The 14,146-nt window shown below is 72.0% G+C and carries 14 protein-coding genes; 12 read left to right on the forward strand and 2 right to left on the reverse strand.

Annotated elements, in window-relative coordinates; genetic code table 11:
• From C8K30_RS21250 to C8K30_RS21305, 11 genes are all read left to right on the forward strand, one after another.
• Positions 1–867, forward strand: a complete 867-nt coding sequence (locus C8K30_RS21250; RefSeq protein ID WP_108494887.1) for an ABC transporter ATP-binding protein — start codon at positions 1–3, stop codon at positions 865–867.
• Positions 868–976: 109 nt separating this feature from the next.
• On the forward strand, positions 977–1,843 hold the full coding sequence (locus C8K30_RS31350; protein WP_233257347.1) for an IclR family transcriptional regulator C-terminal domain-containing protein: 867 nt from the start codon (positions 977–979) through the stop codon (positions 1,841–1,843).
• A 127-nt stretch (positions 1,844–1,970) separates the two neighbouring features.
• Positions 1,971–3,326, forward strand: coding sequence for an FAD-dependent monooxygenase (locus C8K30_RS21265; protein WP_369940708.1), 1,356 nt, complete (start codon positions 1,971–1,973; stop codon positions 3,324–3,326).
• Positions 3,327–3,328: 2 nt separating this feature from the next.
• The gene (pcaH, locus tag C8K30_RS21270) at positions 3,329–4,159 is read left to right on the forward strand and encodes a protocatechuate 3,4-dioxygenase subunit beta (RefSeq protein WP_108494965.1); all 831 of its coding nucleotides are present in this window, start codon (positions 3,329–3,331) and stop codon (positions 4,157–4,159) included.
• On the forward strand, positions 4,152–4,916 hold the full coding sequence (pcaG, locus tag C8K30_RS21275) for a protocatechuate 3,4-dioxygenase subunit alpha (RefSeq protein WP_108494889.1): 765 nt from the start codon (positions 4,152–4,154) through the stop codon (positions 4,914–4,916). The genes pcaH and pcaG overlap by 8 nt, the downstream gene beginning before the upstream one ends.
• Complete coding sequence (locus tag C8K30_RS21280) at positions 4,909–6,222, forward strand: lyase family protein (protein WP_108494890.1); 1,314 nt, start codon at positions 4,909–4,911, stop codon at positions 6,220–6,222. Before pcaG ends, C8K30_RS21280 begins: the two co-directional genes overlap by 8 nt.
• A complete protein-coding gene (locus tag C8K30_RS21285) occupies positions 6,219–7,136 on the forward strand; it encodes an alpha/beta fold hydrolase (RefSeq protein ID WP_108494891.1) in 918 nt (305 codons plus the stop codon). Before C8K30_RS21280 ends, C8K30_RS21285 begins: the two co-directional genes overlap by 4 nt.
• A gap of 179 nt (positions 7,137–7,315) precedes the next feature.
• Positions 7,316–7,711, forward strand: coding sequence for a 4-carboxymuconolactone decarboxylase (gene pcaC / locus C8K30_RS21290; protein ID WP_199230624.1), 396 nt, complete (start codon positions 7,316–7,318; stop codon positions 7,709–7,711).
• Between the two features lie 237 nt (positions 7,712–7,948).
• The gene (locus tag C8K30_RS21295; protein ID WP_108494892.1) at positions 7,949–8,752 is read left to right on the forward strand and encodes a DUF1963 domain-containing protein; all 804 of its coding nucleotides are present in this window, start codon (positions 7,949–7,951) and stop codon (positions 8,750–8,752) included.
• Between the two features lie 129 nt (positions 8,753–8,881).
• Positions 8,882–9,544 (forward strand): sulfite oxidase-like oxidoreductase, encoded by a 663-nt coding sequence (locus C8K30_RS21300; protein ID WP_233257333.1) that lies wholly within the window; start codon positions 8,882–8,884, stop codon positions 9,542–9,544.
• 344 nt (positions 9,545–9,888) lie between these two features.
• Positions 9,889–10,671: an FAD-binding oxidoreductase gene (locus tag C8K30_RS21305; protein WP_369940750.1), complete on the forward strand. Its 783-nt coding sequence runs from the start codon at positions 9,889–9,891 to the stop codon at positions 10,669–10,671.
• 70 nt (positions 10,672–10,741) lie between these two features.
• Here the strand turns inward: C8K30_RS21305 and C8K30_RS31355 are convergent, their stop codons facing one another.
• Positions 10,742–12,460: an HNH endonuclease signature motif containing protein gene (locus tag C8K30_RS31355; RefSeq protein WP_233257334.1), complete on the reverse strand. Its 1,719-nt coding sequence runs from the start codon at positions 12,458–12,460 to the stop codon at positions 10,742–10,744.
• A gap of 313 nt (positions 12,461–12,773) precedes the next feature.
• On the opposite strand from C8K30_RS31355, the gene C8K30_RS21320 reads away from it, so the two are divergent.
• On the forward strand, positions 12,774–12,992 hold the full coding sequence (locus tag C8K30_RS21320; protein ID WP_108494895.1) for a hypothetical protein: 219 nt from the start codon (positions 12,774–12,776) through the stop codon (positions 12,990–12,992).
• Positions 12,993–13,101: 109 nt separating this feature from the next.
• On the opposite strand, the gene C8K30_RS21325 is transcribed toward C8K30_RS21320, so the two are convergent.
• Entirely contained in the window at positions 13,102–14,085 is a 984-nt protein-coding gene (locus tag C8K30_RS21325; protein ID WP_108494896.1) for a helix-turn-helix domain-containing protein, read from the reverse strand.
• Between the last annotated feature and the right edge of the window lie 61 nt (positions 14,086–14,146).

The raw sequence follows: 14,146 nt of genomic DNA on the forward strand, positions 1-14,146 counted from the left end.
ATGACCAGCCCAGTCGACCAGGTGGGCGGCGCGCGCCTGTCCGTTCGCGGCCTGCGCAAGGTCTATTCCGGTGGAGGTGCCGGTCGAGGTGCGCCCGTCGAGGCCATCGCCGATCTCACGTTCGAGGTCCGGCCCGGCGAGCTGGTGTGCGTCGTCGGGCCGTCCGGAGCGGGCAAGACGACGCTGCTGCGCTGCATGGCGGGCCTGCTGCCGGCGACGGCGGGCGAGGTGGTGCTGGGGGAGTCCGCGATCACGGGCCCGCCGGAGGGGATGGCGGTGGTGCTCCAGGAGTACGGCCGCTCACTGTTCCCCTGGATGACGGTCGCCCAGAACGTGGAGCTGCCGCTGCGCGAGAAGGGCGTCGCGAAGGCGCGCCGGGCCGAGCTCGTGCGCGAGACCCTCGCGGCGGTGGGGCTGGGCGACGTGGCCGGGTCGTACCCCTGGCAGCTCTCCGGCGGCATGCAGCAGCGAGTGGCGATCGCGCGGGCAGCGGCCTACGAGCCGCAGGTGCTGCTCATGGACGAGCCGTTCGCCGCCGTCGACGCGCAGACCCGCTTCGACCTGGAGGACCTGGTGCGCACGCTGTGGAAGCGGCTGGGCATCACCGTCGTGTTCGTGACGCACGACATCGACGAGGCGATCTACCTCGGCGAGCGGGTGCTCGTCCTGTCCGCCCGGCCGACCGTGGTGCTCGAGGACGTCGAGGTGGGCCTCGGTCAGGACCGCGACCAGCTCGAGACCCGCGGCGACGCGGAGTTCGCCCGCCTGCGCACGCACGTGTACGAGCTGGTGCAGCAGGCCAAGAAGGGGGCGCGCACTCTCGCCGAGGCGCACCTGACGCACCCGGTGGGGGCCCGGGATGCGTGACGGGCCCGCACCCGCCGACGACGAGGCCGGCGGTGTTGACGAGGGCGGCGGTGTTGACGAGGCCGGCGGCGTCGACGAGGGCGGCGGCGCGGCGCGTTCGTCCGAGTTCGTGCAGTCGCTCGAACGCGGGCTGGCGGTCATCCGGGCGTTCGACAGCGAGCGGCGGTCGCTCACCCTGAGCGACGTCGCCCGCGAGACGGGGCTCAGCCGGGCCTCTGCGCGAAGATTTCTGCACACACTTGTCGAGCTCGGGTACGTCGCGACCGACGGGCGCGAGTTCACGCTGCGGCCGCAGCTCCTCGAGCTCGGGTACGCCTACCTGTCGAGCCTGACCCTGCCCGACATCGCGGCGCCCCATCTCGAGGAGCTGTCGCAGAAGGTGAGCGAGTCGTCCTCGGTCGCGGTGCTCGACGGCACGGACATCGTCTACGTCGCTCGCGTCGCCACGCACCGCATCATGAGCGCGTCGATCCGGGTGGGCACGCGCTTCCCGGCGTACGCGACGTCGATGGGGCGGGCCATCCTCGCCCACGCCGAGCCGGGGGTGCTCGACGCCTATCTCGCGTCGGCGGTGCAGTCCAGCCCGCCGTCGAGCCCGCCGTCGAGCCTGCCGTTGAGCCCGCCGTCGAAGGTGGGGTCGACGGCGGGATCGAAGGTGGGGCCGAGCGCGGCGTCGAAGACGCCGTCGGGCATGCTCGTGCCTCTGACCTCACGGACGATCACCGACCCGCGTGACCTGCGGGCAGCGCTGGACCTGGTCCGCGAGCAGGGCTGGGCGCTGGTGGACCAGGAGCTGGAAGAGGGCCTGCGGTCGGTGGCGGCACCGCTGCGCGACGGCACGGGCCGCGTCGTCGCCGCCGTGAACGTCTCGGCGCCGGTCCGGCGCGGCGAGATCGCGACCCTCGTCCAGCACCTGCTGCCCCCGCTGCTCAAGGCGGCCGCGGCCATCGAGGCCGACCTCGCCCGCATGCGCTAGACCCTGTTGGGCTGGACTCCATTGCGCTGGACCTTGTTGCGCTGGACCTTGTTGCGCTGGACCCCGATGTTCTGGACCCGATGTGCTGGACCCCGTTGCGTTGAACCCCCTGGAGGATTGGTTGACCGTGGAACGCACCGTCGTCGCGATCGTGGGCGGCGGCCCCGCCGGGCTGCTGCTCTCGCACCTGCTGCACGGCTCCGGCATCGAGCACGTGGTGCTGGAGGCGCGCTCGCGCGAGGAGATCGAGCACACGCACCGGGCCGGGATCCTCGAGGCGAGCTCCGTGCAGACCCTCGTCGAGGCCGGCCTGGACCGCGTGCTGCGCGACGGCGAGCGGCACGACGGCATAGCGCTCCGGTTCGACGGCGAGGACCACCGCATCGACCTCGCAGGCCTCACCGGGCGCAGCGTGTGGCTCTACCCGCAGACCGACGTCTTCGTCGACCTCGCGAACAGGCGCGAGGCCGACGGCGCCATCGGCGACGGCGGCGTCGACGGTGGAGAGGTCCGCTGGGGCGCCACGGTCACGCGGGTGCTCGACGGCGGTGCTCCCTCCGGCGGTGCTCCCCACGGCGGTGCCCTCCAAGACAGTGCCCTCCAAGACAGTGCCCTCCGCGGCACGCGCGACCTGCCGGGCGTGCTCTGGACCGACGCGCAGGGCGTCGAGCACGAGCTGCGCTGTGATCTGCTGGTCGGGGCCGACGGCTCGCGCTCGACCCTCCGGCACACCCTGCCCGAGGCGCAGCGCCGCACCTTCTCCCACGAGTACCCCTACGCCTGGTTCGGCGTGATCGTCGAGGCGCCGCGCAGCGCGCCCGAGCTCGTCTACACCGCTTCCGAGCACGGGTTCGCGCTGATCAGCCAGCGCACCGAGACGCATCAGCGCCTGTACTTCCAGTGCGAACCCGACGAGGACCCGGACGGCTGGAGCGACGACCAGATCTGGGCCGAGCTGCAGCGCAGGGTCGCGGGACCCGACGGGTTCCGGCTCGAGGAGGGCCCGATCGAGGAACGGTCGGTCCTGCGCTTCCGGTCGTCCGTCGTCGAGCCCGTGCGGCACGGCCGGATGCTGCTCGCCGGCGACGCCGCGCACACCGTCCCGCCCACCGGAGCCAAGGGGCTGAACCTGGCGCTCGCCGACGTCGTCGTGCTGCACGACGTGCTGGAGACGTGGCTCGCCAGGCGCGGCGGCACGCTGCGCCCCGACGACGACGTGCTCGACGAGTACGGGCGCCGGGTGTCCGAGCGGGTGTGGCGCGCGCAGCACTTCTCCGCGTGGATGAGCAGCATGCTGCACTCCCACCCGGGCGAGACCGGCTTCGCGGCCCGACGCCGGGTGGCCGAGCTGCGGACCCTCACCTCCTCGGAGGCGGGCCGGCGCTTCCTCGCCGAGGGATACACCGGCTGGGGTCCGGTGCTCGGCGGGCCGGCAACTACAGCGGCAACGACGTCGACGACGACGGCGTCGAGAGGGAGATGACGATGACTGACCCAGGACGGGACGCGGCGGCAGAAACGGCGCCGAGCGCGGGGCCGGACGCGGCTGTCGAGTCGCAGGCGCAGCTCAGCGCCGAGATCGAGGCCGGGCACGACGCGTATCAGAAGGGCCTGGAGCAGGGCGCTCCGGAGGAGTTCGGCCCGCGGCGCGACTGGGCCCCGTACCGCAGCTCGCTCCTGCGGCACCCGACCAAGGACCTGCACCACGCCGACCCGGAGACGATCGAGCTGTTCGCCCCGGTGTTCGGCGAGCGGGACATCGGGGCGTTGGAGGCCGACCTGACGGTCCAGCACAACGGCGAGCCGATCGGCGAGCGCATAGTGGTGCGCGGTCGCGTGGTCGACGGGCAGGGCCGGCCGGTGCGGCGTCAGCTCGTGGAGGTCTGGCAGGCCAATGCCGCCGGGCGGTACATCCACAAGCGCGACCAGCACCCGGCGCCGATCGACCCCAACTTCACCGGCGTCGGGCGGATGCTGACCGACGACGACGGCTGGTACCAGTTCCAGACGATCAAGCCCGGCCCGTACCCGTGGAAGAACCACTTCAACGCGTGGCGCCCGGCGCACATCCACTTCTCGCTCTTCGGCCGGGAGCTCACCCAGCGCATCGTCACGCAGATGTACTTCCCCGGGGACCCGCTGTTCCCCCTGGACCCGATCTTCCAGTCGATCCAGGACGCCCGGGCCCGCGACCGGCTCGTCGCGACCTACGACCACGACGTGTCGCAGCACGAGTGGGCCACCGGGTACCGCTGGGACATCGTGCTGACCGGATCGCACCGCACCTGGACCGAGCCGGAGGACGGCGATGAGTGAGCCGACGAAGGACCCGGCCAGTGAGCTGATCGGCAAGGCGACGGGTGAGCCTGCCACGAACGGTCTGTTGCCGTCGACCGGCCTGCTGCCGTCGACTGGTCTGCTGCCGCCCACGCCGGGCCAGACCGTCGGCCCCTTCTTCGGCTACGCGCTGCCCTACGAGCGCGGCAACGAGCTGGTCGAGCCCGGCACCACGGGCGCCGTCCGCCTCCACGGCACCGTGTACGACGGCGCGGGCAGCCCGGTCCCGGACGCGCTGATCGAGATCTGGCAGGCCGACTCGGCGGGCGCCGTCGTCCGCCGGTCCGGCTCGATCCTGCGCGACGGGACCTTCACCGGCTGGGGCCGCACCGAGACGGACCGCGAGGGCGGCTACTGGTTCCGCACGCTGAACCCGGGCGCCACCGAACCGGGCCGGGCCGCGTTCTTCGCGGTGACGGTCTTCGCCCGCGGCCTGCAGGACCGGCTGTTCACCCGCGCCTACCTGCCGGACGGCGCGGGCGCGCCCAGTGCTGACCTGCTCGACGCCGACCTGCGCGACGGTGGTCCGCTTCACTCTGACCCGCTTCACGCTGACTCGCTCGACGCTGACCCGCTGCTCGCCTCGCTCGAACCCGAGCGGCGCGCGACGCTGGTCACGTCGCGCGAGCCCGACGGTTCGTTGCGCTTCGATATCCGCCTGCAGGGGGAGGGAGAGACCGTGTTTCTCACCTACGACGGGGCACCAGGGGCCGGCCGGGACGGTGTTGGTGCCTGACGTCGGCCTGCTGACGCCCGGCGCGGACCTCGCCCCCGGGTCTTCGGCCGCGGTCACCGACGACGTGGCCGTGCTGCGGGCGATGCTCCGCGCCGAGGCGGCGTGGGTGCGGGTCGTTGCCAAGCATCGGGGCACTCGCGCCGGAGACCTCGACGCCATCGAGGTCGGCACCAGCATCGACGCCGTCGTCGAACGCCTTGCCGGGGCCGACGACGCCGCGCTCGCCCTCGCCACGCAGCTCGCCCGCGAGAGCGCCGCCGGGGGCAATCCGGTGATCCCGCTCGTCGCCGCGCTGCGCGAGGCGGCCGGACCGCGCCTGGCGCCCGCCGTGCACGCGGGGCTCACCTCCCAGGACGTGCTCGACACGGCTCTCGTCCTGGTCCTTCGGGAGGCCGCGCACGATGTCGTCGCCGACCTGGGTCGGGCTGCGGCCGCCGCCGCTCGGCTCGCGGCGGAGCACCGCGACCGGCCGGCGCTCGCGCGCACCCTTGCCCAGGCGGCCGTGCCGACCACGCTGGGCGCCCGGTTCGCCGGGTGGTTGCAGGGTCTCGCGGCGGCCCAGGCATTCCTGGCCGCGACGGCCGACGCGTTGCCCCTGGCCTACGGCGGCGCGGCCGGCGAGCTGTCCGGGATCGCGGAGCTGGCCGAGGCGACTGGGTCGGTTGAGGGGGCGGCCGACGGTGACCCCTTCGCACGCGTCGAGTTCGCGCTCGTCGAGGCTTGGGGCGCGGAGCTCGGACTGCCGGTCGGACCTGCTCCGTGGCACGTCACGCGCACACCCGTCGTCCGGCTCGCGTCGGCGCTCGCCGAGTCGTGCGCGGCACTCGGCAAGATCGCGAACGACGTCCTGCAGGCCGTCCGGCCCGGTGTCGGCGAGCTGCGGGAGCCGGCGGCGCCGGGACGCGGGGCGTCGTCGGCAATGGCGCACAAGCGAAACCCCGTGTTGTCCGTGCTGGTCCGACGCTCGGCGATCGCCGCGCCGCACCTGGCGGCGCAGGTGCTCGCCGCCGCGGGTCTCGCCGTCGACGAGCGGTCCGACGGCGCATGGCACGCCGAGTGGCCCGCCCTCCAGCAGCTCGCCCGGCACGCGATCGCGTCCGCACACGCCGCGGCCGAGCTCTTGGAGGGCCTTGAGGTCGACGCCGACGCCGTGGCCCGGAACCTGCACGACGGTCTGCCCGGTGCCGGACCGGCGCCCGACGTCGACGCGGCGACCGCCGTCGTCGACCGGGTGCTCGACGGCTTCGCCGACGGGACGAGACCTGACGGGACGAGACCTGACGGGACGAGTACGGAGGACACATGAGTGCGCTACCCAGGCTGGGTGCGGTCGAGTTCGTGCTGCGCGACGCGACGCGCCCGCTGCTGGTGCTCGGACCCTCGCTGGGCACGTCGGTGTCGGCACTCTGGCAGGACACGATCGCGCTCCTGGCTGGTGACACGGCTGGTGACACGGCTGGTGACACCGGCAGCGACAAAGTCGGTGACGCGGCGAGTGACACGGCGAGTGACACAGCGAGTGACACAGCCGACGGCATGGACGTGATCGGCTGGGACCTGCCGGGCCACGGCACCGCGCCAGCGCCCGCCGCCGAGGAGTTGGCAGGGCTCACGATCGGCGACCTCGCGGACGCCGTCCTTGGCATCGTGGAGCGTGCGCAGGCTCGCCGGGGCGATGTGGGTGCGCCGTTCTGGTACGCGGGGGTTTCTGCCGCTGGCGCGGTAGGCCAGCAGCTCCTGCTGGACGCGCCCGACCAGGTGCTCGGCGCGGCGCTGATCTGCACCGCGACGAAGTTCGGCGAACCGTCGATGTGGACCGAGCGGGCCGACCTGGTGCAGCGGGCGGGCACCCCCACCCAGGTCGAGGGCGCGGCGCGGCGCTGGTTCGGGCCAGGGTTCCTCGAGCGCGAGCCGCAGACGGCCCTGCGTCTGCTCGGCAGCCTGCAGACCGCTGACCGGTTCGGCTACGCGGCGGTGTGCCGAGCGCTGGCCGACTACGACCTGCGGGGGCAGCTCGGCTCGGTCGGCGTGCCCGTCGTCGCGATCGCGGGCGAGGTGGACCCGGCGGCACCGCCCGCGAAGCTCAAGGAGATCGCCCACGCCATACCGGGCGCACGGCTCGAAGTGCTCGACGGCGTGGCCCACCTCGCGCCGGCGGAACGGCCGCGGGCCGTGGCCGAGCTGGTACGCGACCTCGTCGCGGGAAGGGTGGCCGCATGACCGACCAGGGCCCGGAGACCGGCCGCACTGGTGAGGCGGACAGCAGCCGTGAGACCGCCCCGGGCGGTGCGACCGACGACAGTTGTACGACCGGCCGCAAGACCGAGCGCAGAGACGGCGAGCGGCGCGAGGACGGCGCGCAGGGCGACGTGCAAGAAGACGTGCAAGAAGACGTGCAAATGGACATGCAAGACGGCGTGCCGAACCGCATGCACGAGGGCATGACCGTGCGGCGCGAGGTGCTCGGTGACGCGCACGTGGACCGCGCCGTCGCGGGCACGACGCCGTTCACCGCCGACTTCCAGGACCTCATCACGCGGTACGCGTGGGGCGAGATCTGGACCCGGCCCGTCCTGGATCGGCGCAGCCGCTCGATGATCACCTTGACCGCGCTGGTGGCCGGAGGCCACTGGGAGGAGCTGGCGATGCACGTGCGCGCCGCCGTGCGCAACGGGCTGAGCGTCGAGGAGATCAAGGAGGTGCTGCTCCAGACGGCGATCTACTGCTCGGTGCCGAGCGCCAACCACGCGTTCAAGGTCGCCCAGGAGGCGCTGGGCGAGGACGGCCTGGTGTAGGGACGGCCTGGTGTAGGGACGGCTTGGTGTAGGGACGGCTTGGTGTAGGGACGGCTTGGTGTAGGGACGGCTTGGTGTAGGGACGGCCTGGTGTAAGGACGGCTTGGCGTAAGGACGGCTTGGTGTGAGGACGGCCCGGCGTGAGATGGCCCGGTGCGAGGCCCTGCTCATCAGCGGCAGCACGAGCGGCCCTCCGGGGCACGACCGAGTGTCAGTGGGGAATGGTTCGATGCGTCCATGAACGTCAACGAAGTAGTCGACGAATTGATGGCCAAGGTCGAGCGGCACTGCATCGAGGAGCTGGGGGAGCACGGCGGACGGAACATGGCGGCGCTGGCCCGGCGCGGCCACATGATTGCCCCGACCAGTGACGGAGACACGCCCGCCGGCCGGTGTCGCCTGGGCGGGGCCGCTCTGCTGGAGCCCGGCACCGTCTGGCCGGAGATCGACGGGATTCCGCTAAGCCTGCTCGCGGTACTGGACGTCGACGCCCTGGCTCCCTGGCTCGGCGAGGAGCTCGGCGCCAGCCCCGGGCTGCTCAACTTCTTCCACATCCAGCCCTACGTGGACCACGAGCAGTTCGACGGCATCAACCCGTACGACGACCCGCGCTCCTGGAGGGTTGTCGCCGCCAGACCGGAGAGCGCGGTCGAGACGGCAGCCCCGGCGCCGGCGTACGTCTTCGGCGAGCGTCCGGCATGGGCGGATCCCGTCATCATGCTGCCGGGTCACGAGGAGTCCGTCGTCGATTCCCTCGACCTCGGCCCTGGCAACGAGCACAAGTTCGGGGTGTTGGAGGCGGATGACATCTACACGACCTGGCCTCCGGGTACGGACGGCTACGCCAATGGGCATCGCGCCTTCGGCTGGCCGTGGCCCCAGCAGGGGGAGCTCACCAGGGAGGGTGAGGTCATGCTCCTCCAGCTCGGTGGCGACGAGGAGTTCGAATGGGGCGACGGCGGTCTGCTCTACTACATGATCCCGGCCGAGGCGCTACGAGCGGGCGACTTCAGCCAGGTGCGCGTCCAACAGGGCGAATGACCCGGGCGGCGTGCAGGTCCCAGTCCCAGTCCCAGTCCTAGTCAGTTGACGGACGGCGGACGGCGGATGGTGGATGGTGGATGGCGGATGGCGGATGACGGCGGGCCCGCCGCAGCATTACCTTGAGGCATGACCAGCGCGACCACGCCCGCACCGGGCGGCCCCGATCCTGTCGGGCTAGATCATGGCCTCGGCGCCACCCTTACTCCAGGCTTCCGCGGCCGGGCGCGCCCGGAGGGCGTGGCGCTGCCTCCCGGGCAGTACGCCGAGGAGGGCTTCCCAGTGCTCTCGGCCGGACCCACACCCAACGTCGACACCTCAACCTGGAGCTTCGCAGTCATCAACGAAGCCGGCGCGACGAAGTCCTGGACGTGGGCAGAGCTGATGGCGCTGCCCCAGGACGAGCCGACCGTTGACATCCACTGCGTCACACGCTGGTCGAAGTTCGCCACCCGCTGGCGCGGCGTCTCCCTCGACGTGCTGCTCGCGGACGTCGAGTCCACCGCCGACTTCGCGATGGTGGGCTCCTACGGCGGTTACACCACCAACCTGCCGGTAGCCGACCTGCTGGGTGGCAAGGCGTGGATCGCGCACACGTTCGACGGGGCGCCGCTGCACCCCGAGCACGGCGGACCCGCGCGGCTGCTGGTGCCCCACCTGTACTTTTGGAAGTCGGCGAAGTGGGTGCGCTCGCTCACGCTCATGCCGATGGACCGGCCGGGTTTCTGGGAGAAGCTCGGCTACCACGACCTCGGGGACCCGTGGCGCGAGCAGAGGTACCAGGGTGACTGATCCGAGCGTGACGGCCGACGGCGCGAGTGAGCCTCGATCCGACGGACACCGGCCAGACTGGAGACCCCGCGTGCCGCAGTTCCGGAATGACGCCCGCCCGGCCCGACGGAGACCTGGCGTGACGCGGGATCTACGCAACGACGGACGCCCGGTAGGACGGAGACCCGGTGTGACGGAGGCGTGGCGTGACGGAGGCGTGGCGTGACGGAGGCGTGGCATGACGGAGGCGTGGCGTGACTGAGGCAGTGGGTGCGCGGCTCGGTGCGCGCTACGCCGTCCCCTCCGGCTGGCAGGTCGCCACCCTGGTGGAGCGGCGCGCCGAGAGTCCGTCCGCGGAGACCCTCGTGCTCGACGTGCCCGGCTGGCCCGGCCACCAGGCCGGCCAGCACCTGGACCTCCGCCTCACCGCGCCGGATGGCTACACCGCCGAGCGGTCGTACTCCCTCGCGAGCGCGCCGCCGCGGTCCGACTCCACGCTGTCGAGCACCTTGCTGGCTGACTCCTCGTTGCCGGCTTCCTCTTTGCCGGGTTCAGCGCTGCCGAACACCGCTCTGTCCAGCGCCACGCCGTCCGGCTCCGGTCGCGTCGAGGTCACCGTCCAGCGCGTCAGGGACGGCGAGGTGTCGCCGTACCTCGTCGACGACTTCCCGCCTGGGTCCGCGATCGAGGTGCGCGGGCCCATCGGCGGGTGGTTCGTCTGGGACCCCGCGATTGACGCGGGCACCCCAGTGTTCCTCCTGGCCGGCGGTTCAGGGCTGGTCCCGGTGATGTCTATGGCGCGCGCCCGGCGGGAGGCCGGCGACCGGACGCCGTTCCGCCTGATCTACTCGGTGCGCACACCGGAGGACCGGCTGTACACCGACGAGCTGGACGCGCTCACCGCCCGTAGCGACGGGTTCGAGGCCCGCACGATCTTCACGCGGGCGGTCTCGCTCACGGCCCTCCGCGGTCCACGACGCCTCACCTCGTCCGAGCTGGCCTCGTGGGGCTGGCCGCCCGAGCTGGAGCCGCGGGTTTACGTGTGCGGTCCGACGGGTTTCGTCGAGGCGGTCTCGCGCATGCTCGTGGCCCAGGGCCACGACCCGGCCCGGATCCGGACCGAACGGTTCGGCCCGGCGTCGGGCTGAGCCGAGCTGCCGGCAGGCCCCGTGCCCGGTTGGTGACCGTGACGAATGCGGGCGCGGCACATCGCCCCGGTCATGTCGTGGGTCTCGCGGACTTGATGGTGTGTCCGTTGGGGTGGGTGAAGTGCCAGCCGTTGTCGTAGTGCATGGTGATGCCGGACCCGTCGACGAGGTCGTGGTGGTGCCAGCAGAGCAGGGCGGCGTTGCTCACGGAGGTCTCTCCGCCGTCGGCCCAGTGGCGTATCGCGTGGTGCACTTCGCACCGCGATGGTGGCTGGTCGCAGTGGTCGTAGACGCAGTGTTTGTCGCGGGCGATGACAGCTCGGCGGAGGTGTCCGGTGATGGTGCGTTGGGTGCGGCCGACGTTCAGGACTTGGGAGTCGGGGCCGAAGACGATGCGGGTGATCTGGCTGTCGCAGGCGATGCGGCGTAGGAGTGAGGCGGGTATCGGGGTGTTGGTCTCGGTGAAGACCGCTGGCCGCTTCACACTGGGCATGCCGGCCGCGCCGGTCACTCCGGTTCCCGCGAGTCCGGCTGTGCCGGTGCTTCGGGTGGTGCCGGTGGGGGTCCCGGCCTCGGAGGCGCCGGGGGTGCCCGCTGTCCCGGCGAAGCCGGTGAGCAGTGTGGCTCCAGTCGTGCTGCCGGTGCTGTTGGTGTCGCTGGTGGTGCTGGTGCCACTGGTGCTGCCGCCACTGGTGGTGCCGGAGTGGTTGTTCGTGTGGTTCTTGATGGTGTTTTTGGTGGCCAGGGTTTGGAGCTCGGTCCAGGAGACGGTCACGTTCAGGTGCGGGCGGACGGCGGCTCCGGTGCCCGTGTGTCCGTTGTCGAGCACGACTCGGGCCAGGTCGGTCAGGGCCTGGGCGCGGCGTTGTCCCGGCGTGCGGTCGTCGTCGGCTGCTGGGGCTCCCATGACGGACCCGATCGCGGTGGTCAGGGTCTGGCCGTGTTCTTCGGTGAGGAATCCGGACAGGTGGTATCCGCCCACGGTCGGGGAGACGTCGAGGTACTCGCGTTCCTTGGTCTTGGCGTAGCCGCGTTCGTCCGCGTCGGGGTCGGCGTGGCGGGCGAAGTAGCGCACCAGGCCGCGGAACCGGTCTGGGCCGTTCTCGGTCGACCAGTCCAGGAGCTGTTCCTCCCACGTCGGGCAGGTGGGTCCCGGTGTGCCCTCGGCAGGGTCTGCGGGTGCGGAATCGCTCGCCGTGACGCTCTCGCCGCCGGTGCCGTCGTCTGCGTCGCCTGGTACCGGGGCCGTGGCGCTCTCGTCGCCGGTTCCGTCGCTCGTGTCGCCCGGTACCGGTCCGGGTGCAGTGGGTTCGATGGTGGTCAAGTCGATCGCGGGTGCCCCCAGGGTCCGGGTGCGGGTAGTGCTGGTGGTGGCGACGTCGACCAGCGCGCGGACCTTGTCCACGCCGACCTTGCCGGCCAGGGCTGCGGTCAGGGTGGCGGGAAGGTGGTCACGCAGGGCTCGGGCGGTGCGGACGTCGCGCTTGGCGGTGCGGGTCTGGATGTCTTCGGTACGGGCGAGCCAGATGGCGAAGGTGCGTTCTCCGGTCTGGGCCCATAGTCCGGCTGCTTCGATGCGGGGCAGGATGGACCAGCGGACCGCGTCGATGCGGGCGCCGGCGACCCGCAGCCGGGCGGAGGCCTCGATCAGGCGTGTCGTAGCCATGTCTTTCGTGGTGACGTTGTCCGCGGTGACCGAACCGGCCAGCTCGTCCAGCAGGTGTTCGATGTCGGTCAGGACATCTTCCGCGGGGCGTGCCGGGCCTCCGGCGTACTGGCCTGCTGCCATGATTCCAACCCCCTTCCACCACGAATGTCGGGCACCCCTGGTTGGGCTCCCTGCCTGTCCTCGATTCTATCGAACAAACGTCCGGACGGATGGGTGGATGAGAAATCTGTGGATAACCGTTCGGCGCGATCATGGTGGCTTTCGTGATTGGATCGAGTGGACGTTCCGGTGGACGTTCCGGTGGACGTTCCAGTGGGCGGCCCCGGCGGGCTGCGGAAGTGCATCACCTCATGCCGAAGCCCTGCCTCCCGGCGTCGCGCCTTCGGCGTCGTGCCACATGGGTTGCAGGTCCGGACCGCACTCGGGCAGGTGGATGGCGGCGCGATCCGGGACGGCCTACCGGGCGTGGTGGTCGGAGGAGGCGCGGCGCCTCGACCGCACCGGCGCGCGCCGGCGACATGAGTGGCTCGACGCCGTGAGCGACGGCAAGCTGCCCGACTCGTTCGACGCCGACGTCGAGACCTGGTTCCGGGACGGCCTGGACCGGGTGCTCGCGGGCCTCACTCGTCAAGATCTACGCGGCCGGCCCTGATTCGATCACCGATCTCGCCGCTCAGCGGCCCCCCGATGCCCCTGGACCCGATGCCCCTGGACCCGATGCCCCTGGACCCTCAATGCCCCTGGACCCTCAATGCCGACCCTCAATGCCCCTGAACCAGGGCGGTGCCCAGCGTGGTGCGTGCATGGATCACGCTGGTGCCGCGCCGGCGGGTAGTGATCAGCCCTCCGCGGCGGAGGACCGCTGTGTGCCGGCTGACGGAGGAGGGGGAGGTGTTGGCCCGCACGGCGAGCGCGGTGGTCGACAGCTCGGTGTCGATCAGGCGGAGCACGGTGGCACGGGTCTCGCCCAGCAGCTCGCTCAGAGCGTCTGCCTGTATCTCGCCGTCGGCACCCGGCCCGGGATGCCAGAACGGCTCGCGGCTGACCGGGTAGACCAGCACCGGCTGCAGCTGCGGGTCCGCCAGCGTGATCGGATGGACGACGCCGAAGAACGTGGGGACGAGGGACAGCCCGCGCCCGTCGAGGTGCAGCTCCCGGGTCACGGGGTAGTCGACCTCCAGCACCGGGGCTCGCCAGCGAGTCGCCGGGCCGAGGCTGCTCAGCACGGCGCCGACGCCGTGCGCCAGGGCCTGGTGCGCCAGCCCGCTGACCCAGCGGCCCGCGACGGCCGAGGTCTGGTCGGTGTGCGGGGCCACCACCGCCTGGTTGTAGCGGCGCATCGCGACACCGAGCCGGTTCAGGGCGGCGGGGCGTCCCGCGGCGACGTCGTCGAGCCAGCGGCCGGCCCCTCGGCCACCGGAGAGCTGGCCGACCTCGGCGCGAAGGCGCTGCTTGCCCGTCGACAGCACGGTCTCGACGCCGGCCTCGAAGTCCGTGGGCTGGTCGGCCGGCGTCAGCAAGTCCGGAAAGTAGCCCCTGATCGGTGCCAGCGCCACCAGCAGCTTGGCATCGCGTACGAGCCCGGCCTGGGCGAGCCGCTTCCGGGCGAGCCTGCTCCAGGACCCGAAGTACGGCTCAGGGCTGACAACCTGGTGGATGCTCAGGACGAGCTCCCACATGGGGTCCACCCGCGTGACCACCCGCGTGCGCACCAGGTCGGCAGCAGTGAAGTGAATGCGAAGCACAGGTCCCCCTCGGACGTTCCCGCTCGCCCAAAGCCACGGCCGGCCGCGGTTCTGGGCGAGG

This window comes from Promicromonospora sp. AC04, from assembly GCF_003058225.1.
GTDB lineage: Bacteria > Actinomycetota > Actinomycetes > Actinomycetales > Cellulomonadaceae > Promicromonospora.

Bases quoted from the DNA above. Each gene is read 5' to 3' on its own strand.
- C8K30_RS21250 (WP_108494887.1), top strand. From the start codon at position 1: ATGACCAGCCCAGTCGACCAGGTGGGCGGCGCGCGCCTGTCCGTTCGC.
- pcaH (WP_108494965.1), top strand. From the start codon at position 3,329: ATGACTGACCCAGGACGGGACGCGGCGGCAGAAACGGCGCCGAGCGCG.
- pcaG (WP_108494889.1), top strand. From the start codon at position 4,152: ATGAGTGAGCCGACGAAGGACCCGGCCAGTGAGCTGATCGGCAAGGCG.
- C8K30_RS21285 (WP_108494891.1), top strand. From the start codon at position 6,219: ATGAGTGCGCTACCCAGGCTGGGTGCGGTCGAGTTCGTGCTGCGCGAC.
- pcaC (WP_199230624.1), top strand. From the start codon at position 7,316: ATGGACATGCAAGACGGCGTGCCGAACCGCATGCACGAGGGCATGACC.
- C8K30_RS21295 (WP_108494892.1), top strand. From the start codon at position 7,949: ATGAACGTCAACGAAGTAGTCGACGAATTGATGGCCAAGGTCGAGCGG.
- C8K30_RS21300 (WP_233257333.1), top strand. From the start codon at position 8,882: ATGACCAGCGCGACCACGCCCGCACCGGGCGGCCCCGATCCTGTCGGG.
- C8K30_RS31355 (WP_233257334.1), bottom strand. From the start codon at position 12,460: ATGGCAGCAGGCCAGTACGCCGGAGGCCCGGCACGCCCCGCGGAAGAT.
- C8K30_RS21320 (WP_108494895.1), top strand. From the start codon at position 12,774: ATGGCGGCGCGATCCGGGACGGCCTACCGGGCGTGGTGGTCGGAGGAG.